Source organism: Bacillus sp. IBL03825, from assembly GCF_024712505.1.
GTDB lineage: Bacteria > Bacillota > Bacilli > Bacillales > Bacillaceae_G > Bacillus_A > Bacillus_A wiedmannii.
The window spans coordinates 4905483-4931766 of the sequence record NZ_JAMXKE010000001.1; the positions used below are offsets into that span (position 1 = coordinate 4905483).

Below are 26284 nucleotides of genomic sequence, written 5' to 3' on the forward strand. Positions count from 1 at the left end.
GCTCCTTTCTTTTTGAAAGAAGCTGGCTCTCAATTTTATTTTTTATAAACCTTTGTTGCTTCCATTCTTTGCATGGGCGTCTCGTTCTGAACGAGCCACTTCCACTTTTTATAATCTAGTTCCAGCGGCTAGAATGTTCGGTGGCTTCGCTTCTTCCTCACATTCTGAACGAGCCGCTTCCACTTTTTATAGTAATTCAAACACTCCCGCTGCTCCCATTCCGCCACCGATACACATTGTTACGATACCGAATTGTTGGTTGCGGCGTTTCATTTCGTGAATAAGAGATAGTGTTAGTTTTGCTCCTGTACAGCCAAGTGGATGTCCAAGTGCGATTGCACCGCCGTTTACGTTTACTTTTTCTTCATCTAAACCAAGCTCACGAATAACTTGGATCGATTGAGAAGCGAATGCTTCATTTAGTTCGAATAAGCCAATATCAAATAGCTCTAAACCAGCTAATTTTAACGCTTTTGGAATTGCAGCAATTGGGCCGATTCCCATTACTTCTGGTGGTACGCCAGCTACTGCAAATGAACGGAATTTCGCAAGTGGTTTCATGCCATCACTCACTGCTTTTTCACGATCCATTAATAGTACAGATGCTGCACCGTCACTCATTTGTGAAGAGTTACCAGCTGTTACAGAACCGCGAACGTTAAATGCTGGACGTAATTTACCTAAAATGTCTAGCGACGTTTCTGCTCTTACACCTTCGTCTTGTGCGAAAATGATTGTTTCTTCTTGCAGTTTATTGTTTGATCCAACAGTACGTAACGTTACATCTACAGATACTGTTTCATCAGCAAAGTTCCCTGCAGCTAATGCATTCGCAGCACGTTGATGACTTCTTACTGCAAATGCATCTTGTTCTTCACGAGAAATTCCATATTTCACAGCAACTTGCTCTGCTGTATGTCCCATACCCATATAATATTCTGGAGCTGCTTCAACAAGGCGACTATTTGGACGAACAACGTGTCCCATCATCGGAACTAAACTCATTGATTCCGCTCCGCCTGATAATACTGCTTCCGAGTGACCAAGCATAATACGCTCCGCTCCGTAAGCAATACTTTGTAACCCTGAAGAACAGTAACGGTTAATTGTAATAGCTGGAACATCGTAAGAAAGTCCTGCTAGTCCGCCGATATTACGAGCCATATTTAAACCTTGCTCTGCTTCTGGCATTGCACAACCGAAAATTAAATCGTCGATTGGTCCTTCATAATTCGCACGCTTTAACGTTTCCTTTACTACTAACGCCCCTAGATCGTCAGGACGAACTGTTTTTAATGAACCCCTCTTTGCTTTTCCAATTGGTGTTCTTGCTCCCGCAACAATGACAGCTTCTCTCATGAACGATATCTCCCCTCGTTATTAGTTACGTAATGGCTTTCCTTTTACAAGCATGTGCTGCATTCTTGCTTGTGATTTCATCTCACTTACTAAGCTAATAAATGCTTCACGTTCTACATCTAATAAATACTGCTCATCAACTTCTGTTCCGTACGGCACTTTTCCGCCCGCAATGACATATGCAAGTTTCTTCGCAATGTGAAGATCATGTTCAGAAATGTAACCTGATAAATGCATTGCTTCTGCACCAAGTACAAGTGTTGCATATCCTGTTTCACCAACAACTGGTATCTTTTTGCGAATCGGCGCTTTATAACCTGCTTCATATAAAGAAAGTGCTTTTTGTTTCGCATCATATAGTAAGTGATCACCATTCACACTAATACCGTCTTTATCGCCTAAGAAGTTGTTCGATACAGCTTCTTGTGCTGACGTAGAAACTTTCGCCATCGCTACAGATTCGAATACTTTATTCGCAACTTTTTGCAGATCAAACTCTACACCGTTTGGCATTTTATTTAAGTGTTTAATGTATAGCTCTTTATTACCGCCTCCGCCAGGGATTAAGCCAACACCAACTTCTACTAAGCCCATATACGTTTCGCTAGAAGCTTGAATGCTAGCTGCTGGTAAACAAACTTCTGTACCTCCGCCAAGCGTCATACCGTATGGTGCTGCTACAACCGGCTTAGAAGAGTATTTAATTTTCGTCATTGCATCTTGGAAGTTTTTCACAACCCACTCAATTTCAAAGTAGTTGTCATCTTGTGCTTCCATTAAGATCATTGCTAGGTTCGCACCAACGCAGAAGTTCTTCGATTGGTTACCGATAACAAGACCTTTATAATTCTTTTCTACTTCATCAACAGCGTAGTTAATCATTTGCGTAATATCCATACCAATTGCATTGCTCTTCGAATGGAATTCTAAGCAAAGGATGCCGTCACCTAAATCAATTAAGCTCGCTCCGCTATTTTTCTTTAAAACGCCATTTTTCGCTTTTAATTGTTTAAGAGAAATTGCCTTTTTATTACGTTCGATGAGCTTATATTCGCCATTATCGTAATAGTAGCTATCTCCGTTATCATGTTTGTAGAAAGTAGTGAAACCTTTCTCTACCATTTCTTTCACCCAAGTCGGAACAACTGCACCGTTTTCTTCCATCTTTTGAACGGACTTTTCAACGCCAATTGCATCCCAAACTTCAAATGGTCCTTGCTCCCAGCCGAAGCCCCACTTCATCGCTTGGTCAATTGCAACGATATCGTCAGCAATTTCTTTATGAAGTTTTGCAGAGTATAAAAGAGTCGGTGTAATGATGTTCCATAACAACTCTCCTGCACGGTCTTTCGCGTATACAAGCGCTTTCAATTTATTCGATAAACCTTTTTCTTGTTTACTTAACTCGATAGATGCAGCTTTTAATTTTTTGCGAGCTTCGTACTCCATCGTTTCAGGGTTCAATTCTAAAATTTCTTTTCCTTGTTTTAAGAAGAAGCCTTGACCTGTTTTGCTTCCAAGCCATTTTTTATCAAGCATGTCATGCATGAAAGCTGGTACTTTAAATACATCACGCTCTTCTTCTTGTACGTTTTCATATACGTTATTTGCAACGTGTACGAATGTATCTAAACCGACAACATCTAATGTACGGAATGTTGCACTCTTCGGACGACCAATAAGTGGGCCTGTTACAGAATCAACTTCCCCAATGCTATAGCCGCGTTTTATCATCTCTTGAAGAGTTACTAATAAACCGTACGTACCGATGCGGTTTCCAATAAAGTTTGGTGTGTCTTTTGCGATAACAACGCCTTTTCCAAGAACGTCTTCGCCAAATAGTTTCATGAAGCTTAATACTTGTGGATCTGTTTCTTTCGTCGGTATTACCTCTAGAAGTTTTAAATATCGTGGTGGGTTAAAAAAGTGTGTGCCTAAGAAGTGCTTCTGGAAGTCGTCTGAACGACCTTCTGCCATTTTTTCTACTGAAATGCCTGACGTATTCGAGCTTACAATAGAACCCGTTTTACGAACAGCATCTACTTTTTCAAATAGTTTCTTTTTAATATCTAAGTTTTCAACTACTACTTCAATAATCCAATCAACATCAGCTAGACGCTCAAGATCATCTTCTAAGTTACCTGCTTCGATCAGTGCTAGATTTCCTTTCACTGTCAGAGGAGCTGGTTTTTGCTTTAGTAGTTTTTGCACAGCCGTATTACTAAAACGATTTCTCACACTTTTATGTTCTAATGTAAGTCCCTTCGCTTCCTCTTCTTTTGTTAGCGCAGGTGGTACAATATCAAGCAATAATGTCGGAATACCAATATTAGCTAAGTGTGCCGCAATCCCTGAACCCATTACGCCTGAACCTAGAACAGCAGCCTTTTTAATTTGGAACATCCAATTCTCCCCCTATTCTTGAATGAATGCTCATTCAATTTTTCGACATAAGTCGCAATCAATGAGTGAGCCTCTACTAATAAATATATGATACAGTTTGAATTTTCGCAATATATTTATTGATAAAATTTTCTGAAATAAATATTTTTCTTTTATTTGCCCATGCTATATATATGTATTTTCTTCACTCAAATACACTTTTCCTTTTTATAATCTGACGAAAATGGAGGAATATATATGGCAAAACTTAAGAAGAACCCTTCAAAGGCTGGAATTAGCGCAGCAAGCGTAACGGGAAATGCAGGTCCGCATAATCACGGTGTGGAAAAGGGCCGTCAAGGTAATAACCAACAATATAAGAAGCATAATATGGGCGAAAAATAACGGTATATTTTTGGGCAGAAAACGTGGCATAATGGGTAATGGCTGCTTTTTCTGCCCAATTTATTTGTACATATGGAAAACAAAAGAGGGAACGATGATGAAACGAACAATAGTTATGATTGTAATGATTGCTACACTATTTACAGGGATGATTTTCTTCTCTTATGCACAAAGGCAACAAGCTGTAAGAGCGGATCAACCTAACATTACTGGGCAATACGGCATTACAATCGATGCAGACACAGGTGAAATTTTGTATGGAAAACGGGAAGACGAACGCTCTTATCCGGCTAGTATAGGGAAAATGATGACTACCTTACTCTTACTAGAGAATGTAAAAGAAGATGAAGAAATTACAGTTACAGAGAACGCAATTAAAACGGAAAGTCAAAGTAAGAAGATTAAACTTCGTGCTGGGGAAAAGTTAAAGCGTGATGAGGCATTAAAACTTATGCTTATCATTAGTGCAGACCCAATCGCTGAATCTATCGCAGAACATATCGCAGGATCAAAAAATGAATTTGTAAAAATGATGAATGCAAGAGCGAAGGAACTTGGTACAAAGCATGCGACTTTCAAAAATGCAAGTGGTGCTGATGCACTCGGAAATAAAGTATCACCATATGATATTGCTATGATTACGAAAGAAGCATTAAAGTACCCAGTTGTTTTAGAATATATGAATTCAACACGTACAACTCTACATACTTCAGAACGCTCTCCAAACATCGCAAACTATGGACGAGAAGAACTATATGACGATCCATATGCAATTGGAAGTAAAAGCGGTCTATCAGCACTCGGAAAATATACGGTCGTAACAGTGGATGAAAAAGACGGTAAACGCGTCATTAATGTTGTATTATCTTCTACTCGCACACAACTATATCCTGATACGAAAAAAATGGCACATTACGCATTTCAGCAATTAAAATAACCAAGGAGTATTTTCTCCTTGGTTATTTTTTAACCATACCTTTTAATACGAACGCAACGTTTGCTGGACGCTCTGCTAGACGACGCATGAAGTAGCCATACCAGTCGTTTCCATAAGGTACGTAAACACGCATTTTGTAACCTTCTTTTACTAGCTCAAGTTGACGCTCATTACGAATACCATATAACATCTGGAATTCAAATTGGTCTCTTGGAATGTTGTGTTCTTCGGCAAGTTTTTTCGTATATTCAATAATCGCTTCGTCATGTGAAGCAATTGCAGTATAATTTCCATTTAATAAGTGCATTTTAATAATTTTTTTATAGTTATCATCTACATCTTTCTTATCCGGGAACGCTACCTCTTCAGGCTCTTTATAAGCTCCTTTTACAAGACGTAAATTAGGACTATAAGCATTTAATTCTTCCATATCTTTTTCTGTACGATATAGGTAAGCTTGAATAACTGTACCAATATTATCGTATTCAGATTTTAATTGTTTAAAGATCTCAATTGTTTTCCCGCAGCGCGTATAGTCTTCCATATCAATTGTAATAAACACACCATTTTCTTTTCCAGCTTCTAAAATACGGCGCATATTGTTCATTACGATTTCATCAGAGATATCTAATCCCATAGAAGTCATCTTTAAAGAAAGCTGCGAATTAAGACCTTCTCTTCCAATTGCACGAATCGCTTCAATCGATTCGCTAGCCATTTCATTTGCTTCCGCTTCGTTATCAACGAATTCACCTAAATAATCGATTGTTACACAAAGACCTTGCTTATTTAATGCTTTAATTGCAGCTGTCGCTAATTCAATCGTCTCCCCTGCGACGAAGCGACCTGCACCAAAGCGCAAACCATACTTTTTAGCCAGTTTTGTTAGCGCTTTATTTTTTGACAAGAAAAGAAACGAATTTCGCATTAATTGTTCCATGTAATTCACCCCTATGACTGTGATTTATCTGTTTTTTACCCCTCTTCAAAATTATATCACTGTTTAAAATTATTGGATACAAATAATTATTTAGATAATTTATAAAATACTATAAAAACATTTAAAACCCTATATTTCCGCTTATAAATATGCAGGGAATATTTTTCGACATTTAGAAAAAACGAATTTACTAGGCACAAAATAAGCATGTCGAAAATATTCGACATGCTTATAAAACCCTTTATATTCCATGTAAATTATATAAGGATATTAATACTGAAAACTTGAGATTATATTTACCTCAAGTTTTTTATTGCTCATTTCTCTTCTCTTCATTCAGCTTTTTAATATCTGTAATTAACTGTACCATCTCTTCTTTTGCATCGGGATATGTCTCATTCCAGTGCTTCACTAAAGCTGGCATCGTCTTTGCAATATAAGAATACAGGGCCCACTTCTGTACCTGTTCTTTTCTCTCTTCATTGCTCTCTCCCAGTAATAACTCCGTGTATTTCTCTAGTAATCCGTCAAATTGCTCGTTAAACTTTTCACTCATTTTATTTACCTCCTATATGAAAAAAGCAGCGAAAATCGCTGCTTTTTCTTATAATTTTGATCGAACAGAGTTTAATTTCTTCTCCATTGTGCTTACTTTATCACGACGATCATCGATACGAATTGTTGTTGCAACGCGCTGTGCACCTTTCGTATATGGAACTTCATGCATTTGTTGAATTACTTCTAGAATGACAGGAAGATCTCCTTCAATTACTGTATTCATTGGTGTTAATTGATACTTCACGCGATCTGCATTTTTCTCTAGCACCTTTTGTACTTCTGCTACATATTCACTAACACTTGGATTACCCGTTCCTACTGGAATAATCGATACGTCAACAATTGCCATAGTAGTCTTCCTCCTATAATTGCTTCTTATATATCCATTGTCTATTTTACCGAAATACTCATCATTTTACTAATTTGTTATTCCTCTATTTTAAACTGCTCAACCAATCTTTCTAAGTCTCTCATATGCTCCGTCAAACTTTCCATCGTATGAGCTACCTTTTCTAGATGACTCACTTGAGATTCAGTTGCAGCATTTACTTCTTCCGAAACAGCTGCGCTTTCTTGACTCGTACTAGCAATTGTATGCATTACCGTTGTAATTTCTCCTTGCTCATAACCGATGTTATGTACCTCTTCTACAATTTGTTCGACTGAAGTACTAATCGTATTTACAACTGACATAATTGTGCGGAATTCCGTTTCTGCCTCTGTCGTAACTTTATTTTGTATATCTGCAATATCTTTTAATTTACTTACAACTTCTACAACCCGTCTTACCTCTACTTGTACATCGCCAATCATCGTTGCGATTTCTCCTGTCGCCTCTTTAGATTGTTCCGCTAACTTTCGAACTTCTTCGGCCACAACAGCAAAGCCTTTACCTTGTTCCCCTGCACGTGCCGCCTCAATTGAAGCATTTAAAGCAAGTAAATTCGTTTGATCCGAAATACCTTTTATAAGCTCTACAACATTTTGAATCGATCCAACTCTTTGCTCTAACTTTCCGGATGCTTCCTCTGTATGAACAACAATCGATGATGATTGGCCCCTCGTACGAACTAAATTACGCATCGTATTTAATCCTTGCTTAGATGCCTCTTCAGCTTTGCCAGCCACACCTTTTATTTCACCAACGGAGTGATTCATTTGTTCCACTGACTGCGCCATATTCTCGAGCTGTTCTGAAACTTCATCTACACTATTAGCAAGAGTGGACGCTCCTCCGCTCACATCATCCATTGCACCTGATACTTCTCTACTAGCTGCTACAGTTTCATTCGTTAAATAATGTAGATTATTCGTTGATTGTTGCACTGTTGATACACTATTTTTAATTTTACTTACCATTTCATTCATTTGCTCAACCATATGATTAAAGTGGTTCGTCAGTTCTCCAACTTCATCCTTACTTGTCACTTTCATTTGCAACGTTAAATCACCTTCTGCTACTTTTTGAACGTGATTCGTTAATAGTTGCAATGGTCTTGCTAATCTTCTTGAGAACAAGTATGAAGCTGCGATTCCAACTAATAAGCTAATACAAGCCATTATAATGACTGTATTTCTCGTACTATTTAATAGCCCATCAATCGTTTCTTTCGGATAAAAAATTCCTATTTTCCATTTCATCAAATCAAATGACTGGCTATAAACAACTACATCTTCACCTTTTAATGTAGTGACAGCATATTTTGTTACCTCTTTATTTAAACTCTTCACAAGTGGCTCTTTCGAAACATCTTTCCCTATTTTCTCTGGGTAAACAAGAGCCATACTTTTATCATTTATAATAAACATTTCTCCGCCATTATTGTATTGAATATTATGAAGTAATTTCTGAATTGTTCCAAGTGATACATCCATCGCAACAACACCTAATACAGATCCATCTTGAGCTGTAATTGCTTTAGAAACTCCCACGCTTAGCTTACCTGTTGCAATTTCATACATAGGTTGTCCCCAGTGAACCTTTTTCACATCAGCTTCTGAGTCTTTATACCATGATCTTGTCGTTGGATCATATCCTTCTGGCACTTGTCCACCTTCAGCAAGATTGGCACTTAATGTTTTTTTATCTTTCGTACCAATATATAAGTCTAAAATGCCAGGATGATTCTTTTTGTACTCCGAAAACTCTTTCGTCAAAAAGGCTTCTTCTTCTGGAGTAACACCGTCTTGAAGTATATTACGAACCATCTCACTGTTCGCATAATATCCCATATCTTCATCCGTTCTTTGAACAAATGTCGTAAGTTGCTCTGTCACAAGATCCATCGTATTTTGAGAATACTGGTCTAAGGAGCGCACTTCCTTCTCTTTCTGTAATTGATACATTGCTGTACCTAATATTACAAACATCATAGAAATAAGCACCGAAAATACTACCGCAATTTTTAAACGTAAACTTCTTAACATCTTCCCCCAAGCATCCCCTTCTCGTTGTATTGTAATCATATTAATCACTATATTAAGTATAATGGATAAAATTAAAAAATTGAAATTAATTCTCATCTCAATTTGAGTAGACAACCTACTACCACTTGTGCAAAAACAAATAGTTCATTATCCTTAAGCTATATAATCTCATTCGTTCGGAGGGAACTATGTTACAAAAATTCGGTTTCTCACAATATGAAAGCCAAGCTTATGAAGTTGTCGTATCAAGCAACGAACCACTAGATGCTACAACGATTGTGAAGCACTCTGGTGTTCCAAAAGCAAAAATATATGAAGTGCTAGCACGCCTGATCGATAAAGGGATGGTAATGGATTCTGTTTCAGAAAAGAAAAAGCTGTATACAGCTTTACCACTCAAGCTAGCAATTGAAAAATTAACGACAGAATTCCAATCAAATATTAAAGAATTGGAAACAAATATATCGAAAAAATCATTTACAGATGACCGTGTGTGGAGCTTAAAAATGCAATCTTCTATTCGAGTGCAAAGTAAGGAACTCATCGAAAGTGCAAAAGAATCGATTCGCATTTCAGCTTGGAATGATACTCTTTTAGAATACCTTTCTTCATTAGAAGAAAAAGCAAAACAAGGCGTCAAACTCGAGTCCCTTATAGTTGGACAAGTAGAAACAGACTTAGAAAACATGCATTTTCTAATCCCAACTGAAGAACCTAATGCATTAGAACGCTACTTGCTGCTAATCGTTGACGACCGCGAAATTTTATTTGCTGGTGTAGAGCAAGAGTCATGGCAAGCGATGAAAACAATGTCACAACCTTTCGTAAAGTTCTTTACAGAATTCTTCTATCACGACGTTGCACTTGCAAAAATTACAGAGAAGCATCTGGATCTCTTCATGCAAGATGAGGAAATTAAAAGTTTGTTGCGGAAGTTGCGGTATTAATTGCATACAAAAAAGGAGTCTAGTTCTTCACCTAGACTCCTTTTTATTTTCCTCTTTTATCTCCATCAACAGCTCAATAATTTTCTCATTTTGCTCCACTTGTTTCTCTGAATTTTGATAGATGCAACGAATCCACCCTAATACAAAAACAACTACAACTATCGGCAATAGTGCAAGTATTATACCGAATATCGAGAAATTAAACATCATTTTTCTATCACCTCGCTGCATACAACTTTCTCCATATACCTACTAAAACCTGCAATTTTTTACAAATAAAAAAAGAACCTATCAAACGATAGATTCTTCCTTCGCAAACTGAGCAGAACGTCCTCTCGTAATAGAGAAAATCGCACAAAGCAGCGCTAATATAATAAAGCCGCCTCCTACCCAAGCGTTATATATAACAGATGATTTTTCAATAACAACTCCGCCTACTGTTGAACCGAGTGCAATTCCTAAGTGAAGGGCAGAATTATTTAAACTTTGCTGAATACCAGCTGATTCTGGCGCAATTTCAATTAAATAATTTTGTTGCGCTGGCGAAATAGCCCAGCTCAGCATACTCCAAAGTCCCATCATAATAATGAACAGCGGGAATGAGAATGTCATCATTGGTAATATAAAGATTGCACATGCAAATACAATAATGATGGAAATAATACTTTTCTTCGATCCCCATTTATCAGCAAGCAAGCCCCCAAGACCGCCTCCAAGTACCGCTGCAATTCCGAAAATGAAGTAAAATACACTAATCCAATCCGCTTCCACGTGCATCACATCTTTTAAAAATGGTGTTAAATATGCATATAGTGTTAAATGCCCCGTTAAAAATAAAAATGATGTTAACTGTGCACTTACGATTTTCTTATCTTTTAACGTAGCAATTTGTTCTCTTATTGATAACACTGATGTCGGTGGTACTTTCGTTAAGAATAATGAAATACAAGCGATTGCTATAACTGTTAATACCGAAATTAATACAAATGGTGCACGCCATCCATATGCATTTCCGAGTACAAGTCCAAGTGGTACTCCAAGTACGAGCGATCCACTAATCCCCATGAAAATAATTCCAATTGCACGCGCACGAAAATGCGGTTCTACAACACTAGAAGCAAGTGTTACTGATAGTGCAATAATAAGCGAACCACTCGCTGCACAAACAACCCTTGAAAACATTAACATCCCGTAATTCACACTAAATGCTGAAATAATATTTCCGATTAAAAAAATTGATAATGCCCCAATGTATAATCTTTTTCTTTCAAATTTTCCAGTTACCGCTAATAAAACCGGACCTGATAAAGCAAACACTACTGAAAATATTGTTATAAGCTGACCAGCTGCACTAATAGATACTCCTAAATCATTGGCAACTAGATCGAGCGTTCCTCCTATAATTAGCTCAACCGTTCCGACTACGAAAGCCGCGATAGCTAAAATATACACACGAAAATTCAAGTTTTTCCCCACGCTTTCTTTTTTGGTTACTACGACTATAGTAACCAAAATAGAAATTGAAAACAAGTACAATTTTTTTACAGTAAAAAAACAGGCGTATCATACGCCTGCCTTCTAATTATGAAACACTATTTTTGTTCTTCTTATTTAAATACCAATACACCGGCAGTCCAGTAAAGACAATTCCAATTGATAAGAAACAACTTACCGGATCATTAATAATCGCACTTCCAAGTACAAACAATGATCCTAAAATCGCAACGATTGGTACAATCGGGAATAACGGTACACTGTATGCACGCTCTTTATTCTTGTTACGTTTTCTTAAAATGAAGACACCAATAAACGTCATTACATAGAAAATATAAATAATGAATACGGAAATCTCAGATAGCTTATTCGGATCACTAATAATCATTAAAATAATTCCTAAAATGATTTCAACAGTAATCGCATTTGCTGGTGTTTTAAATCTTGGACTTTCCTTTGCGATAAACTTAGAAAACGGAAGGTGTCCACGCTCTGCCATCGACATCGGAATACGTGGGAACGTTAAAATCTTTCCATTTAAACAACCGAAAATAGAAACGATAATACCGATACTAATGATTTTTCCGCCATATTCTCCAAGTAACATGCCCGCAGCTGTCGCTGTTGCATTCTCTCCAAGGTCTACAATTTTCGCTGCTGGTAATACATTTAATAACGCTAAGTTAATTAGTACGTAAGCAGCCGTTACAATTAAAATCCCAACTGTCATCGCTTTCGGTAATAACTTTGTTGGATTCTTCATTTCTCCGCCAATCGAAGCAAGTAGAATCCAGCCGTCATAAGCAAATAATGTTGCTAAAATTGCCATACCGATACTTTGATTTTCTGATATCGGCACTACTACATTAAAGATATCGCTATTCCCTTTCCAAAAACCTAGTACAACAATTAATACGATCGGAATCATTTTCCCAATTGTCGTGATTGTTTGAACGATACCTCCGTATTTTGTTCCCAGACTATTTACAACGCCAAGGAACACAACTGTTCCAATAGCAATTGGTAAATTCCATACTTTATCTAAATAGAAAAAATTAATCATTAAAGAACTAAAGTACAATCCTAATGTTCCAATAATAGCTGGTCCATAAACAATCGTTTGCATCCAGCCTGATAAATATCCCCAAAAGCTTCCGTAAATCTCCTCTAAATACGTATACAACCCACCATTTTTCGGGATTTGCGCTCCAATTTCAGCTACTGTTAAACCACTGGCTAGCGTCAATAGTCCACCAATTACCCAAGCAAGAATAGCCATATTAGAACTCCCTGAGTAATCTAATACGCTCCCTGGTTTCATAAACACACCAGATCCAATAATCGTTCCTACTACGATAGAAAGTGCTACTGTTAAACCAATTTTGTTCTTCTCATCATGATGCATGCTGCGTATCCTCCTTCCAATTCTAGTGTGATGCAAAAATGAAATAAAAAAACACTCCTCCCTAAAAAAGGGACGAGTGTTGTATTCGTGGTTCCACCCTTGTTTCAATTCGCAAAGTAACACACTTCACCAATTTCTCAAGTCTAAATAACGGTTTTTTCCGGCAAGCAATTACTAGGTATCCGTTCACTGCTGCAGTTCAGAGGTGGTAATCCAGTTTTCCGTATTAGGAAGCTCACAGCCAAAGGCTTCCCTCTCTGAGAATCGTAAAAAATTGATCATGTCCTCATCATCACTTCTTGATGTCGAATTTTGTAGTTATTGTTCATTATATTGAATTGTTAGAAAAAATCAATATATTTTTTTATATAACATAAGAAATGTTTCTCTTCTTATATTATAACAGAAGTTACGACACTTCTCTAATTCCCTAAAAATGGTACAATCTATATAGGAGGTGCACCAATAATGATTGCTGTTTTTTGTATCATCGCTACGTTTCTTTCTGTTCTATTCGCTATCATGTACAGGCACAAGTATCCTGGTTATAGCATTTTAGCGGTAGCTATTATACCAGCTGCTGCCTTCTACGTATTAGGTAAATACCAATACACAGAAGTGTTTATCGGTTTTGCAATCTTCTACTGCGTCTTTGGATACATACTAACAATGAAAAAAATTTTATTGAATCATTAAAAGGGACCGATTTCTGCTAACAGAAATCGGTCCTCGCACGTACCTTCCGGTTGCCCACACGAAAGATACGACTTCACTCAATTATTTCTCATCTTTTTTCATAAAAATCTTATGATGCGGAAGATCCACATTCAACGCCTCTAATTGTTTCTTCTCATTTTCTAAAATCGCTTTTGCTTTTGTTTTCGTTGCCTCATCTAATCCCGCAAACATGTTTTCATGCTTCTCTTTCTCTGGAAGTTTCACACCTAGCTTTGTTAATTCTTCTTTTACTTGCTCATGAGTTAATTTCCCGGATTTTTCTTGTTCGAAAATAGACTTTGCTTTTTCTTTTGTTGCTTCATCTAAGTCAGCAAGCATGTCTTTATGCTTACCTTTCTCAGGGAATTTCACACCTAGCTTTGTTAATTCTTCTTTTGCTTGTTCACGTGTTAGTTTGCCGGATTTCTCTTGTTCTAAGATTGATTTCGCTTTTTCTTTTGTTGCTTCATCTAAGTTAGCAAACATATCTCCATGCTTACCCTTTTCCGGAAACTTCACGCCTAGTTTTGTTAATTCTTCTTGCGCTTGTTCACGTGTTAGTTTGCCGGATTTCTCTTGTTCTAAGATTGATTTCGCTTTTTCTTTTGTTGCTTCGTCTAAGTTAGCGAACATATCTTTCCGTTTTTCTTTCTCTGGAAGGTTTACACCTAACTCCTTCAACTGTTTCTTTGTATCGTCCATAATCGTTTTTACTTTTTGTTTTGTAGCGTCATCCAAATCTTTTTTCGCCGTTTTTGTAGACTGCTCAGCTGCTGGAGTATTCGTTGCCGCGAATGCCGGAATACCGACTCCTCCAATGATTCCGAATGATAAAGCACCTGCAATCGCTAAATACCCAACTGTTTTCTTCTTCATAGGAAATTTCCTCCTTCATATTTCTAAAGCATGTACACTATCGTATACAATGCCTATAGTAATGTTGGTTTCTTAACATTTCCTTAACGACTTAACCAAAAAACACCGCTCATCCCGAGCGGTGTTGTTCTAAGCTTTTTGTAATTGTAATTCTTCACGTTCCATTATTCTTCTTAATACAATTGTTTGTGTCATTGTAAATAAATTACCCGTTATCCAGTACAACACAAGTCCTGATGGCGCCGCAAATCCCATAAATAGAATCATTGCCGGCATCATAATTTGCTGCATTTTCAGCATCTGTACTTGTTCTCCAGGTGTAATATTAGATTGGAAAACTTTCATCTGAATAAATGTCGTTAACGCTGCGATAATCGGTAATATATGATAAGGATCTGCATGTCCTAAGTTCACCCATAAAAATGAAGATGTGCGAATCTCTTCTGTTCGGCTAATCGCATAATACAAAGCAGAGAAAATCGGCATTTGTATAAAGATTGGCCAGCAACCAGCAAGTGGATTCCAACCGCCTGATTTCATTAGTTCCGACATTTCCTTTTGATACTGCTTTTGTTTTTCAAGATCTTTACCCACATCACCGTATTTTTGTTTCAGCTTCTGCAGTTCAGGTTGCATTTTCTTCATTTTCGCTTGACTACGATATTGCGAAACAGCTAATGGAATCATGGCTGAACGAATAAAGAGCGTCATAATAATGATAGCAATCCCGAAGCTAGCTCCTGGTATATGATGAGCAACAAATTGAATCATATACGAGATTGGATATACGAAATAATGATCCCAAATTCCCGTACTATGTGCATCAATTGGGGCTGCATTACTGCAACCAGATAAAACAAAAACAAGTAATAATGATAAACTAACGAGCACAGCTCGGTATGATTTTAACATGTTCATTCCTCCAATGTTTCGTAATTATTTAGCGAAACATTGGTGTATACGGACCGACCTCGTCATTCTCTTCACTGGATTCTTGTCTGCGCACAGAACGAATCATTCCATATTTATAAAAAATAGAGAAAAGCGATACATTACCAGTACCCTCTTCACACGTATTAACTAGTTTAAAAGCTCTTTGTCTACCGCTTGATGCTTGCTGACGCACAAAGCGAGAAACATTAGCAAGGAAGAAAACTTCTAATAAACAAAGTGCTGTCGTTACAAACGATATATATAGAATTGCATCCTGCAATAAAAATTCCATCGCTTCACATCCTTAATAAGGTCATTTTAGCACATTCCACAAACATTCTCTATTTCCTTTTATCGTCAAAAAAGTATTTTGCATATTTTCTCAAGAAAACTATGCTAAAAAACTAATGTATTCGCTTTCTTTAGTATATTCACACGCATCCTTGTATAGGTTTAATTTGTTAGAAATTTATAAAATTTTTGCATTATAATAAAACTATTGCCAGTTTTTGAAAAAACCTTTATTCTCTTCTTGTAATCAAAAATGAATATGGAGATGAAACATACTATGGGTCAACTAGGAGACGCCGATTACGTTCCCGACACCGCCTTTTTATCCTTCCCAGCAGCTAAAACATTCCACTTAGAATTTATCATACAGTTGGTTGTTATTTTCGTAGCCTCTATTTTGTATGCAATTTCTATGAATATGTTCTTTATCCCGCATAACATGATTAGCGGTGGATTCGCTGGTGTAGGGATGATTATCGGTTATTTAATGCACTACAATATCGGTGCACTTATCTTTTTACTAAACATTCCTCTTCTTATTTTAAGTCACTTTTACTTAGGCAAGAAGACAACCTTTTTAACAGCGTACTTTGTAGCTGTATCATCGTTAGCGATGAACATTATCCCTGTACACCAAGTTTCAGACGATATTTTACTATCTTCTGTATTCGGTGGTGTAATCTGTGGAGCAGCTTCAGGGATCATATTCCGATTTGCTTCTTCAACAGGTGGCTTTGATGTTGTTGGATTGATTGTAGCGAAACATCGAGATATTTCAATTGGAGCAATCATCTTTGGATTCAACTTAATCTTACTTGTTGCAGCAGGATTTATTTTCGGATGGGATATTACGCTTTATACGTTAATTAGCCGGTTTGTAGTCAGCAAAGTTATCGATGCTGTGCATACGAAACATATTAAATTAACGATAATGACAGTTACAGAAAAAGGCGAGGAAATAAAAAGCGCACTATTGCATCACGGCATACGCGGGGTGACAATGGTAGATGCTGTCGGCGGCTATACAAACCATAAGAAAAAAATGATTTACACTGTCGTGACTCGCTATGAGTTAGGCGAAATGAAACGTATTATCCGTCAAGTGGATAACAAAGCATTCATGAACATTACTGAAACAGTTGAAATTGTCGGCCGTTTCAAACGCATATAAAAAAGGTTAATACATGAAAGGGCATAACATATTAGTCATATATAATATGTTATGCCCTTTGTTATGCAACTAACGCACCCTTTAGCATAATAAAATCACGAAGTTTATTACTACAAATCGGAGAATAGCATTCCATATACAAAACTATCTGTCCATTCATTTTTATTCCAAAAATCTTGTATGAAATGGGCTTCCTTTCTCATACCTATTCGTTCACACAATTTTTTTGAAGCAGTATTACGTGCATCAAGGTTAGCTTGTATACGGTGTACATTAAATTCATTAAATAATTTAAATACCAAACTACTTACTGCTTCTGTTGCCAAACCTCTCCCAGCTACTTCATTTGAAAAACTATAACCAATCTCAACAGTATCTTTCATATTTGTGTACCATACGGATAAATCACCAACTACTTTAGCCTTGTATATAACTGCCAAACTTAATATTGATTCTTCAGTAAGTACACTGTTTGCTAGCTTCTTATTAAATTTTTTCTGCATGTCTTCATGAGTCCACTTATTATGTAATAGGAACTTACATGTATCATCATTATTATAAATAGCAAATACATCCTGTAAATCAGTACTCTTAAAAGGTCTAATTATTAATCTTTCTGTTGTGATCTCCAAGTTAGCTCTCCTCCCTTACATTCATGCTACAAAACATTTTTTATAGTATGTAAGCTTCCTTCTTAAATCTCACCTTGATTACATATTTCATCATAATAAATTAAAATCCTTCTTCCACTAAACTGCATTGTTAGTGGTATTTCCTTGCGATTTTTATTTTTTACACTTATTACAAAATCAGATAATTCTATTATTGTGGCCCTAAATGTGTTATAATGAAAGCAGACTCACAAAAAAAGAGTATATAGACTTGGAAGTTTCTCTTATTTTTACAAGCAAAAAGAAACGAGCAGTCAGGTATATTTCAAACACCATACACGTAACGGTTTAAAAAACCGATCATCTTAGTTATTCTTCCATGATCTTTTTATAAAAAGATACGTACAACTAAAATTCACTTCAATATACTATACCTACCTTTTTGACTTCCAAATCATCTTATTACATAAGGAGATGAACATATGAATCAATATATAAGATATACAATAGCTGTCCTGTTTGCTATTATCGGCGGAACAATCTGCTTCTGGACAAACACTCAGCTTGGAGAGAATATCATTTTTAATGGAATCGAAACGCTTGTAAGCGCTTCAATTTTAGGTGGATACATTTACTTCCTCTTCAATCCAGAAGAAAATGCACAAAAAACAATGTTATTAACAATGATCGGAATCGTTGGCGGATGTATTTCCTACTCAATGACTAACTATACATTACCACTTCAATTAAGCTCAGCTTTCTTCCACGGTCTATGGACTTGGTTCATTGCATTCTGCCTAGCAGACGTATTCAACCTTTTACAAGACAATGAAGAAGAAAACGGTCGCCAAATTGAAAGTAACTCGTAAGCTGGAAGAATATCTTCCAGCTTTTTTGTTTGTTATTCTTTCTTGTTCATACCCATTATCAAAATAAAAAGAAGCTACCCTCATGGCAACTTCTTTTCCACATACCCCACTTAGTATTCACTAAAATATATCAACGATTTTTCAAATATATCGATCATTTCTCCACTTATATCGGCGATTTTTTCATTATATCGACGCTTCGACACAACATATCGACTTACCGACATTCAAAGCGTACAATATACCCTATCCCCCAAGCAATTTACTGCCGAACTCTACGATTAAAAAGATAACTAATAGGATCGCGAGTATCTTTAATGCTACATATGCTACTTTAAAAACAGCATAAATGAGCAAGACTATTAAAATAATCGTTAAAATTTCCATCTAGAATTCCTCCAAGCTTTGCTCTTCTAATCTTATTTTACTCGCCCCAGACTTTTTATGGAACGGCAGAAGACGACATAGAAAAAAGAGGATACCTTACCCATCGTAAGATACCCTCTCTTTCAACTGCTCAAACCATTCTCTCTCTAATTGTAAATATCCCAGTTCATTCTTTTCAGCATTCTGTAATTCTTTATCGGCTTTCTTCATATACATACGGGAAGCTTCTAAATCATTCTCTGCATATGTAACAATTGCTTGTGCTCGATAATACCCATGTAGGTCTATTTTTGTAATGGCCTTCCCATGCACCTTCGCTTCTTGCAGAGAAAGACGATCCATCTCATAAAGAGCTTTATATAAAAGATACCAACTGTGAAAACTGCTAACGAAATATTTATTTTCTTTCGTTACAGGGAGCTGGGCAACTTGTTCTATATATGGTATCGCTCTTTCCATTCCCTTTTGATCCGACCGGGCAAGGAAGACAAGCATAAGTCCGCTCATGATCTCTCTTATACTTTTATGTTCTTTTATTTTATCTTCGGTAAGTTTTACTAATCTCTCGTCCCAATCTTTCGGCCTCTTATAACTAAATAACTCACTCGATACTTGAATGTTATATACATGCTGCTTCGCCTTTTCATCATCTTTAATTAAAATAAGAAATTGCATACCATCGCTCATAAGCGTTCCTTTTATCGGTACGATTGTAACCGCAAAAATGATAAAATGGAAAACAGAAAAATATAACAGATATTGATAATAACTTACCATGTATATGTAACCAAAAGTAATACCAAATAGTAAACTTGTTATCGGTCCACCTAAAGTCATCCATGCCCATTTTTTCGAAAGGTTCGGTGTTACTATAGAAGGCGGTATTAACATTGCCACGCCTCCGAAGTACGCCCATAATTTATTTTCTCGAATACGTACTTTCCCCTTCTCTTTTTGAACAGTAATAGGCCCTACTGTCATAAATTTAAATGTCAAACCACCCATTACGCCGAATATGACATGTCCTAACTCATGAATGATTACCACTAACAGAAAAATAGCCAATAATGCCCATATGTTCAGCATTGTTTCTAATTTTCCAGTTCGGATTACTCCGTATAAAATGGACAAAACTAACGCCACCGTCATAGAACCAGCTGGCCTTCTTAAAATATCCACCTTTTTCTCCCCTTAATAAATCATTTTTCTCTGCATCTCGTACATGAATTTTCCGAGATGCAATATCCAAATAAATGAGATTAAGCCAATTAATACAAAATCGATATCACTAGCCGCTGTATATATAACGGCAGCCCACCATACATATGCTAATATTGTATTCGTAAATTCATACGCTTTATATCCAGCTTCATGCACAATGTGCTTTAATCCTTCATCTGCGTTTTTCGTCCACATTTTCATAGATTCCATATATGTTACACCTTGTTCAGGATATAACTTATTATAACGATTTTTTGTTATGAGCCCGATAACCACTACAATAGTCAAACAGACAATAGCAGCTACTAAATTCCACACTGCAAATGACACATTTGTATCCTGCAACAGTGCACGTCTACATGTAATAACTGCATATACAAACCATGCCTGGGTAACTATATCACCTACACGTAAATATATACTTATAATACCTAACTTTCTGCCTTGTACGCTCTCTTCTTCATCGCGTGCCTCCGCTAACATACGTGTATTCTTCCAAGTGTAGTACATCATTAAGATTCCAAAAATAGTACATACACCTATAAATGTATTAGATGATAATTTTCTCGGTTCATCCGAGAGTAAATTTAAAGCTATATAAGATGTTAAAAAGCCACCCATCATACTTAATGCTATTTTCCCCACAAAATCAAATTGTTTTTTTCGTTTACTCTTCATCATCCTCTTCCCCCTCCACTAACGTAAATATTTCCTCCACCGGTACATTGAAAATTTGTGCGATTTTTAACGATAATACGATAGATGGTGCATAATCCCCGCGCTCAATTAAACTAATCGTTTGCCGTGATGATCCTATCGCTTTCCCTAAATCCCCTTGTGATAAACGATGCTTTGCTCGCAATTCCCTCACTCGATTTTGAAGCTTCATGTCTTCCCTCTTTTTCATTTATTTAATTAAAATTGTAAATAATATCCTTATCTTTGTCAATTATAATTGTCATTACGACTATAATAATTGACAAAAATAAAGATGTATTATGATGAAAATAACTTATATAATGAATGTGAAATATTAAACAAAGGAGGTTCCATATGAAGAAAACATCTACCTTTTCTTACATTCTTACTAAGCTTACAGCAGCTTTATTATTATTATTACTTATTAGCACGCTTCTCTTAACAACTAGTCAACAAACATTATATAGTTTCTTAGCTGGATTACGAGAACTACTATATGTTCCCTTCGTTCCTATTCTTGCGGCATATGCAATTTTTTGTTCTATTTGCATCGATAAATTGAAATTAAAAACATATACAAGACTGAAGACATTATGCCTTTATATTTTTTGCGGCTATTTATTTTCTCTTCCATTCCTAATATTTAAAGAAGCTAGTCTAATACAGTTCTTGTTTCTCGGATCAATTGGAGCAGTGTGTTCTCTTTTTTTCTACTTATGTGCAGTTATAGCAACAAAATTTAAGTGGATACAATATGTCGTGCCAGGTATTATGCTTATTATATTTATTACAATCAACTTAATCGATCTAGGAAAGATTGGAACATCAAAAGAACAATGGGTCGAAACAAAAACAGAAAACTCTTTCGAAGCATCTTTTCAACATTTTAGTGGTGAACATAAAGTCCCCATTGAACTAAAACGAGGTGACATATTAGAATTTACCATTGAATCACGAGCTGAAAATCCAGATGGCTACATGGGAGCCGTAAAAATGGCTAGTGAGTTTCAAGAGGAAGAAAATTATTTAGCTTCAAACGGTCCTAATACATACCAATTTGCAGCAATTAAGACGGGAACGTATTACATTATAGTTAATGGCAATAAGTTAAAAGGAAAGTTGAGAATAGATTGGAATATAAAATAAAAAGGCAGTGCTTTTTGCACTGCCTTCCTAAATTCTGACATAGAATGGATTCCATATTAACTTGCGTTTTGTAACAATACTCGTTTTAACTGTTTGCGGAAACGAACACCTAACGTAATTGCTACGATAACGATAACTCCAACAATGATTTTACCGATATGATCTTCTAGCACTCCAAAGATGTCATGTAAGTTTCCACCTAACCAATAACCACCGATTAAGAAGAATGATACCCAAAATAGAGCACCTGAGTAAATTGTAATTGCAAAACGACGGAATGGTAAGTTAATAATTCCTGCAAAATATCCTGTAAAATGACGTACACCAGGAATAAAGAAGCCGATAAAAATAAGGAAGTATCCATACTTATCAAACCACATTCTTGTTAAGTCGATTTTTCTTTGTGTTAAAAATACGTATTTCCCATACTTTTGAATAAAGGGCATACCTAATTTATTTCCTAAAAAGTATTGAATTGTCATTCCTACACTTGTCCCAATAAAGGATAAGATAATTAAAATCGGTAAACTTAAATCGCCCTTCTGTGCTAAAAACCCCGCATATGCTAACGTTGGCTCTCCCGGAAACGGAAGTGCAATATATTCTAACAGCAAACCAACAAGTACAACATAGTACCCGTACTGCTGAAATAATTCATGAACCCACTCCATGTCATCTCTCCTTTCAATCACGTACAACTTCTTACTATTATTGTATAAAAAAATTGTCGAAATAACTATCACAATAGCTTACATTTTTATTACATTTTTGTAAGGCTCACACTAAAGTTTTCTGTTCTTTATTTACTTCTATGTACGTTCATTTAAAAACAACTTAACAAATATATACCGTGAGAAACCTGGCCTTAATATACATTTTTCATCCATTTTTTAACACTTAAAAATCACCTTATTTCGTTCTCAATAAAAAACCACTACAAACTCATACTAACTTCATATTAGCTTCATATACGTATTGTAAGATTATAGCGGAATTTGTTGAAAAATTTAACTAATATATTACTAATCATTAAATTGAATAAATATAAGTCGCTTTTCGAAATTAAAAAAAGGGTGAATAAGAAATGGAAGCTTATAAAATGCACGATTTTATTAATACAAATGTTGAATCTCACCAAAATGAAACCGTTTTTAATTTACACATATGTGAAACAAGTGAATTTGACGTAAGTTTAACAAAATCTACAACACTGTCTTTTATCGTTTCAAAAAAGAACATTAAGATTGTTACGAAAAAATGGATTAATTCAAATCAAGAAAGCATGATTGGTAAAAGTTACATCATTCCAACGAAAGCTTTCCACTACTTCTTACCAATTATTTCTGAAACTGAAGATGAGCTAAATATTCAAGTTCAAAGTTTTGGACTGCATGGTGAACTTTTACTAAATGAAAGATTACTTATTGATAAAAACAACAAACAAAATCCAAAGATTACTACCTTCTTTGAAACATTAGATGAAAATGTAAATAAAGTATTACGAGGATTGCAAATTCATTGTATGTAAGACTATTACAATAGTAAAAAGGAGAATATAATGAAAAAACTATTATTAAGCGCACTATTATCATTAGGATTTTTAACTATTCCATTCACAAATGCTGAGGCAGCTACAACGAACGATCAACTGATTGTAAACACGCAGTTAAATAAAATGGATTATTATCAAAATGGAAAATTTATAAAGAGTTTTACTGTCGCTACTGGAAAAGCAGCTACTCCTACACCTAAAGGTACTTTTCAAATCGTAAATAAAATTAAAAATCGTCCTTATTATACAGGCAAAATTAAAGGCGGCGATCCACGTAATCCACTGGGTGACCGTTGGCTCGGACTAAACATGGCAGGAACTTACGGAACAACTTATGCGATTCATGGTACGAACAATAATCAGGCAATTGGCAAATGGACAACACTAGGTTGCATTCGTATGTATAATAATGATATACACTGGTTATTTGAGCGTATTCCCCAGCAGGCTACTGTCACTGTAAAATAACCTAACAACACGATTTACGTGTAGCCAAGAATTTTATATCTTGGCTTATTTTATTTCTTCATTTACAGTAGCAAAACAACTGTATTTACATATATAATAGGGATAGATTGTATTAAGTAACATCTAAACATTGATAAACATGGATATTAAAATTATACAGTTATAATATTTTATAAATTTTACAATACATACTATAATAGAATTACTGTAATTCTTAAATATTCAGTTTCACTAAAACAACTCCCCTTGCTACTTTCATGATTATTTTATGGCGGGGGCTTATTATATGTATAAACAATCTGAGTCATCGGAAAAATGATGAATTCGAATATTGCAGTAAAAAGCGTTATTTAGGAGGTGTTACTATGACGCATATACTGGTGATTGAAGACAACCCAGATATACAAGAACTAATTCGTGAATTTCTAATGGCACAAAACTTTACCGTTGATGTCGTTGGCGCTGGAACAGAAGGTATACTTCTTTTCCAAAAAAATTCATACGATCTTGTCCTCCTTGATGTGATGTTACCAGATATAGATGGCTATAGTATTTGTAAAATTATGCGAGGACAATCTGATGTACCGATTATTATGTTAACAGGCTTACATAATGAAGAAAGTGAAATTAAAGGATTTGAATTAGGTATTGATGACTATATTACGAAACCGTTTCATTACACCGTATTTATTAAACGTGTAGAAGCTGTATTAAGAAGGGCAGCAACGAAGGAAGCAGAAACCGCAACTATACTACAATTCCGTGAATTGATGTTAAATTCTACAGCATATGCCGCTTATGTTCATGGTAATCAAATTGAATTAACAACAAAGGAATTTGAAATTATTTATACTTTACTGCAAAATCGGGGAAAAGTATTATCAAGAAGTGATTTGCTGAATAAGGTATGGGGCTATGAACATTATGGTGATGTAAGAGTTATAGATACACATATTAAAAACTTAAGAAAAAAATTAGGGATTCCTTATATTAAAACGGTGAAAGGCATTGGCTACAAAATCGAATCGTAGCACAGACAACATCACCAAAAATATTTTCATCAAAACCTTATTATTTTGTATTCTTTTATCACTTTGTCTTTATCAAATTATTTACTTCCTAGCTTCAAACTACGATAAAGAACGTTTTGCAAAAGAAAATGGAGCGCTGTCTACAGAACAAGCGGATTCAGACAAACAAAACGACCAAAGTAAAACGAATCAAAATAAAGCTGTATCACAGGGAGACATTTTTAATTTCCAATCTTCTATTATAGATTATAAATCACTCTCTACAGCTATCAATCATCTTTTGCAGCCTAGCCAAACTGCAAAAGCAAAAGAACATACACAAAGTAGTACGGGGAAAAATAGCACTTCTGCTCCACTTACAGAGATGGAAAAGCAAGTCGCTACTAATGATGCCTTACATAAACAAAATGCAGCAAGTAAAACAAATGATGCACAAGATAATCCAAAATTAACAGATGTACTGCAGCAATTAGCTCCACATATTGGCGCGACAATGCTTGCATTATCTTTACTCGGATCTTTAATTTATACAAAACTAATTGCCAAACCTTTTCAATTTATGAGCGATGCTTTAAAAGATATTATGAATCTTGATTTCTCAGATAAAAAGCTACTTAACAAAAATACAGACCAAACTGATTTTAATTTACAAGTAGCTGCTTCACAGGTCCCAAATATCGTGAAGAATTTACATGCAAGCAATCAAGATTTAAGAAACGAGCTCAAGAGAGAACAACAATTAGAACAATCTCGTAAAGAATTTATGTCTATGGTATCCCATGAATTAAAAACACCAATCGCAGCCGTTATGGGACAACTAGATGGCATGATTCACGGAATTGGAGCTTATAAAGATAGAGATAAATATTTAAAACGTTCCTATGAAATGATGCAAGATATTAACATATTAACGGAAAAAATGTCGGAATTATCCAAAATACAAAACCCTCAATTTAAACCTGATTTAAAAGTTATCTCATTAACTACTATTATTGAGGATGTTATGAAGAAAGTAGATTACTTTGTATCTGTAAAGCAATTAAATGTTCAATCTAACATTAAGCAAGATGTACAAATTTTAGCTGACCCTAAATTTATTCAAACTGCTATTTTTAACATTATTTCAAATGCAATTCATTACACAATTGACCATCAGCATGTATATATAAAGCTTTATGAAAAGCCAAACGGTTACGCATTAGAAGTACTAAATACAGGTTCACAAATAGATGAAGATAAACTCGCCCATTTATTTGAACCATTCTATCGCGCAAACCCTGACAAACACGGCTTAGTACAAGGTAGTGGTCTTGGGTTATACATTGTAAAACAAATACTAGATAAGCATCAGTTTCCTTATGGGATACAAAACACACCTCAAGGTGTAAAATGCTCCATTGTATTTCCAAAAGCAATGTAAAAACCTACTACAATTTCATACCCCAAATTCATACTTCG

General features: G+C 35.6%; 29 protein-coding genes and 1 other annotated feature. Of the genes, 11 read left to right on the plus strand and 18 right to left on the minus strand.

Translation table 11 applies throughout. From position 1 onward, the window contains the following. Positions 1 to 186: 186 nt before the first annotated feature. Both NHG49_RS25435 and NHG49_RS25440 read right to left on the minus strand, forming a co-directional pair. Complete coding sequence (locus tag NHG49_RS25435; RefSeq protein WP_258126650.1) at positions 187 to 1359, minus strand: acetyl-CoA C-acetyltransferase; 1173 nt, start codon at positions 1357 to 1359, stop codon at positions 187 to 189. A 21-nt stretch (positions 1360 to 1380) separates the two neighbouring features. Then, on the minus strand, positions 1381 to 3762 hold the full coding sequence (locus tag NHG49_RS25440) for a 3-hydroxyacyl-CoA dehydrogenase/enoyl-CoA hydratase family protein (protein ID WP_064476266.1): 2382 nt from the start codon (positions 3760 to 3762) through the stop codon (positions 1381 to 1383). 237 nt (positions 3763 to 3999) lie between these two features. Here NHG49_RS25440 and NHG49_RS25445 point away from each other — a divergent pair, with 237 nt between their 5' ends. Both NHG49_RS25445 and NHG49_RS25450 read left to right on the plus strand, forming a co-directional pair. Next, entirely contained in the window at positions 4000 to 4146 is a 147-nt protein-coding gene (locus NHG49_RS25445; RefSeq protein ID WP_001096344.1) for a YuzL family protein, read from the plus strand. Positions 4147 to 4243: 97 nt separating this feature from the next. Beyond that, positions 4244 to 5083 (plus strand): D-alanyl-D-alanine carboxypeptidase family protein, encoded by an 840-nt coding sequence (locus NHG49_RS25450; protein WP_064476265.1) that lies wholly within the window; start codon positions 4244 to 4246, stop codon positions 5081 to 5083. A gap of 22 nt (positions 5084 to 5105) precedes the next feature. On the opposite strand, the gene NHG49_RS25455 is transcribed toward NHG49_RS25450, so the two are convergent. From NHG49_RS25455 to NHG49_RS25470, 4 genes are all read right to left on the minus strand, one after another. Further along, the gene (locus tag NHG49_RS25455; protein ID WP_000436767.1) at positions 5106 to 6023 is read right to left on the minus strand and encodes a proline dehydrogenase family protein; all 918 of its coding nucleotides are present in this window, start codon (positions 6021 to 6023) and stop codon (positions 5106 to 5108) included. A gap of 310 nt (positions 6024 to 6333) precedes the next feature. Beyond that, positions 6334 to 6579: a YusU family protein gene (locus NHG49_RS25460; protein ID WP_001290592.1), complete on the minus strand. Its 246-nt coding sequence runs from the start codon at positions 6577 to 6579 to the stop codon at positions 6334 to 6336. A 48-nt stretch (positions 6580 to 6627) separates the two neighbouring features. Further along, positions 6628 to 6930: an MTH1187 family thiamine-binding protein gene (locus tag NHG49_RS25465; RefSeq protein WP_001018862.1), complete on the minus strand. Its 303-nt coding sequence runs from the start codon at positions 6928 to 6930 to the stop codon at positions 6628 to 6630. Between the two features lie 77 nt (positions 6931 to 7007). Next, entirely contained in the window at positions 7008 to 9008 is a 2001-nt protein-coding gene (locus tag NHG49_RS25470) for a methyl-accepting chemotaxis protein (RefSeq protein ID WP_064476335.1), read from the minus strand. Positions 9009 to 9196: 188 nt separating this feature from the next. Between NHG49_RS25470 and NHG49_RS25475 the strand changes: the two genes are divergently transcribed. Continuing rightward, entirely contained in the window at positions 9197 to 9955 is a 759-nt protein-coding gene (locus NHG49_RS25475; protein WP_064476264.1) for a TrmB family transcriptional regulator, read from the plus strand. A gap of 27 nt (positions 9956 to 9982) precedes the next feature. Here the strand turns inward: NHG49_RS25475 and NHG49_RS25480 are convergent, their stop codons facing one another. From NHG49_RS25480 to NHG49_RS25490, 3 genes are all read right to left on the minus strand, one after another. Then, positions 9983 to 10165, minus strand: a complete 183-nt coding sequence (locus NHG49_RS25480) for a hypothetical protein (RefSeq protein WP_064476334.1) — start codon at positions 10163 to 10165, stop codon at positions 9983 to 9985. Between the two features lie 81 nt (positions 10166 to 10246). Next, positions 10247 to 11431 (minus strand): MFS transporter, encoded by a 1185-nt coding sequence (locus NHG49_RS25485; protein ID WP_098103575.1) that lies wholly within the window; start codon positions 11429 to 11431, stop codon positions 10247 to 10249. A gap of 106 nt (positions 11432 to 11537) precedes the next feature. Beyond that, the gene (locus NHG49_RS25490; protein WP_064476262.1) at positions 11538 to 12854 is read right to left on the minus strand and encodes an APC family permease; all 1317 of its coding nucleotides are present in this window, start codon (positions 12852 to 12854) and stop codon (positions 11538 to 11540) included. 65 nt (positions 12855 to 12919) lie between these two features. Continuing rightward, positions 12920 to 13156, minus strand: a binding site (T-box leader). 166 nt (positions 13157 to 13322) lie between these two features. Here NHG49_RS25490 and NHG49_RS25495 point away from each other — a divergent pair. After that, positions 13323 to 13550 carry a hypothetical protein gene (locus NHG49_RS25495; protein ID WP_064476261.1) on the plus strand — a complete coding sequence of 76 codons (228 nt, stop codon included), beginning with the start codon at positions 13323 to 13325 and terminating at the stop codon, positions 13548 to 13550. 81 nt (positions 13551 to 13631) lie between these two features. On the opposite strand, the gene NHG49_RS25500 is transcribed toward NHG49_RS25495, so the two are convergent. The 3 genes from NHG49_RS25500 to NHG49_RS25510 all read right to left on the minus strand — a co-directional run bounded on the left by NHG49_RS25500 (position 13632) and on the right by NHG49_RS25510 (position 15672). Further along, entirely contained in the window at positions 13632 to 14447 is an 816-nt protein-coding gene (locus NHG49_RS25500) for a hypothetical protein (RefSeq protein ID WP_088047830.1), read from the minus strand. Between the two features lie 129 nt (positions 14448 to 14576). Next, on the minus strand, positions 14577 to 15359 hold the full coding sequence (gene yidC, locus NHG49_RS25505) for a membrane protein insertase YidC (RefSeq protein WP_098103570.1): 783 nt from the start codon (positions 15357 to 15359) through the stop codon (positions 14577 to 14579). A gap of 28 nt (positions 15360 to 15387) precedes the next feature. Further along, positions 15388 to 15672: a hypothetical protein gene (locus tag NHG49_RS25510; RefSeq protein ID WP_000394931.1), complete on the minus strand. Its 285-nt coding sequence runs from the start codon at positions 15670 to 15672 to the stop codon at positions 15388 to 15390. A gap of 276 nt (positions 15673 to 15948) precedes the next feature. Between NHG49_RS25510 and NHG49_RS25515 the strand changes: the two genes are divergently transcribed. Beyond that, positions 15949 to 16842: a YitT family protein gene (locus tag NHG49_RS25515; protein WP_000530035.1), complete on the plus strand. Its 894-nt coding sequence runs from the start codon at positions 15949 to 15951 to the stop codon at positions 16840 to 16842. Positions 16843 to 16952: 110 nt separating this feature from the next. Here NHG49_RS25515 and NHG49_RS25520 read toward each other — a convergent pair whose 3' ends face one another. Further along, the gene (locus NHG49_RS25520; RefSeq protein WP_064476258.1) at positions 16953 to 17474 is read right to left on the minus strand and encodes a GNAT family N-acetyltransferase; all 522 of its coding nucleotides are present in this window, start codon (positions 17472 to 17474) and stop codon (positions 16953 to 16955) included. Positions 17475 to 17935: 461 nt separating this feature from the next. Here NHG49_RS25520 and NHG49_RS25525 point away from each other — a divergent pair, with 461 nt between their 5' ends. Further along, complete coding sequence (locus tag NHG49_RS25525; RefSeq protein ID WP_001077775.1) at positions 17936 to 18322, plus strand: DUF3938 domain-containing protein; 387 nt, start codon at positions 17936 to 17938, stop codon at positions 18320 to 18322. Between the two features lie 246 nt (positions 18323 to 18568). Here the strand turns inward: NHG49_RS25525 and NHG49_RS25530 are convergent, their stop codons facing one another. From NHG49_RS25530 to NHG49_RS25545, 4 genes are all read right to left on the minus strand, one after another. Next, complete coding sequence (locus tag NHG49_RS25530) at positions 18569 to 18709, minus strand: DUF3985 family protein (protein ID WP_000404783.1); 141 nt, start codon at positions 18707 to 18709, stop codon at positions 18569 to 18571. 96 nt (positions 18710 to 18805) lie between these two features. Beyond that, positions 18806 to 19858, minus strand: coding sequence for a site-2 protease family protein (locus NHG49_RS25535; RefSeq protein ID WP_064476333.1), 1053 nt, complete (start codon positions 19856 to 19858; stop codon positions 18806 to 18808). A gap of 42 nt (positions 19859 to 19900) precedes the next feature. Continuing rightward, on the minus strand, positions 19901 to 20608 hold the full coding sequence (locus tag NHG49_RS25540) for a DUF3169 family protein (RefSeq protein ID WP_064476332.1): 708 nt from the start codon (positions 20606 to 20608) through the stop codon (positions 19901 to 19903). Then, positions 20598 to 20819 (minus strand): helix-turn-helix transcriptional regulator, encoded by a 222-nt coding sequence (locus NHG49_RS25545; RefSeq protein ID WP_000776168.1) that lies wholly within the window; start codon positions 20817 to 20819, stop codon positions 20598 to 20600. The genes NHG49_RS25540 and NHG49_RS25545 overlap by 11 nt, the downstream gene beginning before the upstream one ends. 164 nt (positions 20820 to 20983) lie before the next feature. On the opposite strand from NHG49_RS25545, the gene NHG49_RS25550 reads away from it, so the two are divergent. Continuing rightward, on the plus strand, positions 20984 to 21775 hold the full coding sequence (locus tag NHG49_RS25550) for a hypothetical protein (RefSeq protein ID WP_149173747.1): 792 nt from the start codon (positions 20984 to 20986) through the stop codon (positions 21773 to 21775). Positions 21776 to 21831: 56 nt separating this feature from the next. Here the strand turns inward: NHG49_RS25550 and NHG49_RS25555 are convergent, their stop codons facing one another. Continuing rightward, positions 21832 to 22446, minus strand: coding sequence for a DedA family protein (locus NHG49_RS25555; RefSeq protein WP_048542376.1), 615 nt, complete (start codon positions 22444 to 22446; stop codon positions 21832 to 21834). 413 nt (positions 22447 to 22859) lie between these two features. Between NHG49_RS25555 and NHG49_RS25560 the strand changes: the two genes are divergently transcribed. From NHG49_RS25560 to NHG49_RS25575, 4 genes are all read left to right on the plus strand, one after another. Beyond that, positions 22860 to 23303: a DUF3978 family protein gene (locus tag NHG49_RS25560; RefSeq protein ID WP_000388758.1), complete on the plus strand. Its 444-nt coding sequence runs from the start codon at positions 22860 to 22862 to the stop codon at positions 23301 to 23303. 30 nt (positions 23304 to 23333) lie between these two features. Next, positions 23334 to 23795, plus strand: coding sequence for a L,D-transpeptidase (locus tag NHG49_RS25565; RefSeq protein WP_000735052.1), 462 nt, complete (start codon positions 23334 to 23336; stop codon positions 23793 to 23795). A gap of 365 nt (positions 23796 to 24160) precedes the next feature. Then, positions 24161 to 24826, plus strand: a complete 666-nt coding sequence (locus NHG49_RS25570; RefSeq protein ID WP_000148838.1) for a response regulator transcription factor — start codon at positions 24161 to 24163, stop codon at positions 24824 to 24826. Beyond that, entirely contained in the window at positions 24804 to 26246 is a 1443-nt protein-coding gene (locus tag NHG49_RS25575; protein WP_000201984.1) for a sensor histidine kinase, read from the plus strand. The genes NHG49_RS25570 and NHG49_RS25575 overlap by 23 nt, the downstream gene beginning before the upstream one ends. Positions 26247 to 26284 lie beyond the last annotated feature (38 nt).

Excerpts from the sequence above, each read along its gene's own strand:
- NHG49_RS25435 (WP_258126650.1), bottom strand. The coding sequence starts at position 1,359 with ATGAGAGAAGCTGTCATTGTTGCGGGAGCAAGAACACCAATTGGAAAA.
- NHG49_RS25440 (WP_064476266.1), bottom strand. The coding sequence starts at position 3,762 with ATGTTCCAAATTAAAAAGGCTGCTGTTCTAGGTTCAGGCGTAATGGGT.
- NHG49_RS25445 (WP_001096344.1), top strand. The coding sequence starts at position 4,000 with ATGGCAAAACTTAAGAAGAACCCTTCAAAGGCTGGAATTAGCGCAGCA.
- NHG49_RS25450 (WP_064476265.1), top strand. The coding sequence starts at position 4,244 with ATGAAACGAACAATAGTTATGATTGTAATGATTGCTACACTATTTACA.
- NHG49_RS25455 (WP_000436767.1), bottom strand. The coding sequence starts at position 6,023 with ATGGAACAATTAATGCGAAATTCGTTTCTTTTCTTGTCAAAAAATAAA.
- NHG49_RS25460 (WP_001290592.1), bottom strand. The coding sequence starts at position 6,579 with ATGAGTGAAAAGTTTAACGAGCAATTTGACGGATTACTAGAGAAATAC.
- NHG49_RS25465 (WP_001018862.1), bottom strand. The coding sequence starts at position 6,930 with ATGGCAATTGTTGACGTATCGATTATTCCAGTAGGAACGGGTAATCCA.
- NHG49_RS25470 (WP_064476335.1), bottom strand. The coding sequence starts at position 9,008 with ATGTTAAGAAGTTTACGTTTAAAAATTGCGGTAGTATTTTCGGTGCTT.
- NHG49_RS25475 (WP_064476264.1), top strand. The coding sequence starts at position 9,197 with ATGTTACAAAAATTCGGTTTCTCACAATATGAAAGCCAAGCTTATGAA.
- NHG49_RS25480 (WP_064476334.1), bottom strand. The coding sequence starts at position 10,165 with ATGATGTTTAATTTCTCGATATTCGGTATAATACTTGCACTATTGCCG.
- NHG49_RS25490 (WP_064476262.1), bottom strand. The coding sequence starts at position 12,854 with ATGCATCATGATGAGAAGAACAAAATTGGTTTAACAGTAGCACTTTCT.
- NHG49_RS25495 (WP_064476261.1), top strand. The coding sequence starts at position 13,323 with ATGATTGCTGTTTTTTGTATCATCGCTACGTTTCTTTCTGTTCTATTC.
- NHG49_RS25500 (WP_088047830.1), bottom strand. The coding sequence starts at position 14,447 with ATGAAGAAGAAAACAGTTGGGTATTTAGCGATTGCAGGTGCTTTATCA.
- yidC (WP_098103570.1), bottom strand. The coding sequence starts at position 15,359 with ATGTTAAAATCATACCGAGCTGTGCTCGTTAGTTTATCATTATTACTT.
- NHG49_RS25510 (WP_000394931.1), bottom strand. The coding sequence starts at position 15,672 with ATGGAATTTTTATTGCAGGATGCAATTCTATATATATCGTTTGTAACG.
- NHG49_RS25515 (WP_000530035.1), top strand. The coding sequence starts at position 15,949 with ATGGGTCAACTAGGAGACGCCGATTACGTTCCCGACACCGCCTTTTTA.
- NHG49_RS25525 (WP_001077775.1), top strand. The coding sequence starts at position 17,936 with ATGAATCAATATATAAGATATACAATAGCTGTCCTGTTTGCTATTATC.
- NHG49_RS25530 (WP_000404783.1), bottom strand. The coding sequence starts at position 18,709 with ATGGAAATTTTAACGATTATTTTAATAGTCTTGCTCATTTATGCTGTT.
- NHG49_RS25535 (WP_064476333.1), bottom strand. The coding sequence starts at position 19,858 with ATGACGGTGGCGTTAGTTTTGTCCATTTTATACGGAGTAATCCGAACT.
- NHG49_RS25540 (WP_064476332.1), bottom strand. The coding sequence starts at position 20,608 with ATGAAGAGTAAACGAAAAAAACAATTTGATTTTGTGGGGAAAATAGCA.
- NHG49_RS25545 (WP_000776168.1), bottom strand. The coding sequence starts at position 20,819 with ATGAAGCTTCAAAATCGAGTGAGGGAATTGCGAGCAAAGCATCGTTTA.
- NHG49_RS25550 (WP_149173747.1), top strand. The coding sequence starts at position 20,984 with ATGAAGAAAACATCTACCTTTTCTTACATTCTTACTAAGCTTACAGCA.
- NHG49_RS25555 (WP_048542376.1), bottom strand. The coding sequence starts at position 22,446 with ATGGAGTGGGTTCATGAATTATTTCAGCAGTACGGGTACTATGTTGTA.
- NHG49_RS25560 (WP_000388758.1), top strand. The coding sequence starts at position 22,860 with ATGGAAGCTTATAAAATGCACGATTTTATTAATACAAATGTTGAATCT.
- NHG49_RS25565 (WP_000735052.1), top strand. The coding sequence starts at position 23,334 with ATGAAAAAACTATTATTAAGCGCACTATTATCATTAGGATTTTTAACT.
- NHG49_RS25570 (WP_000148838.1), top strand. The coding sequence starts at position 24,161 with ATGACGCATATACTGGTGATTGAAGACAACCCAGATATACAAGAACTA.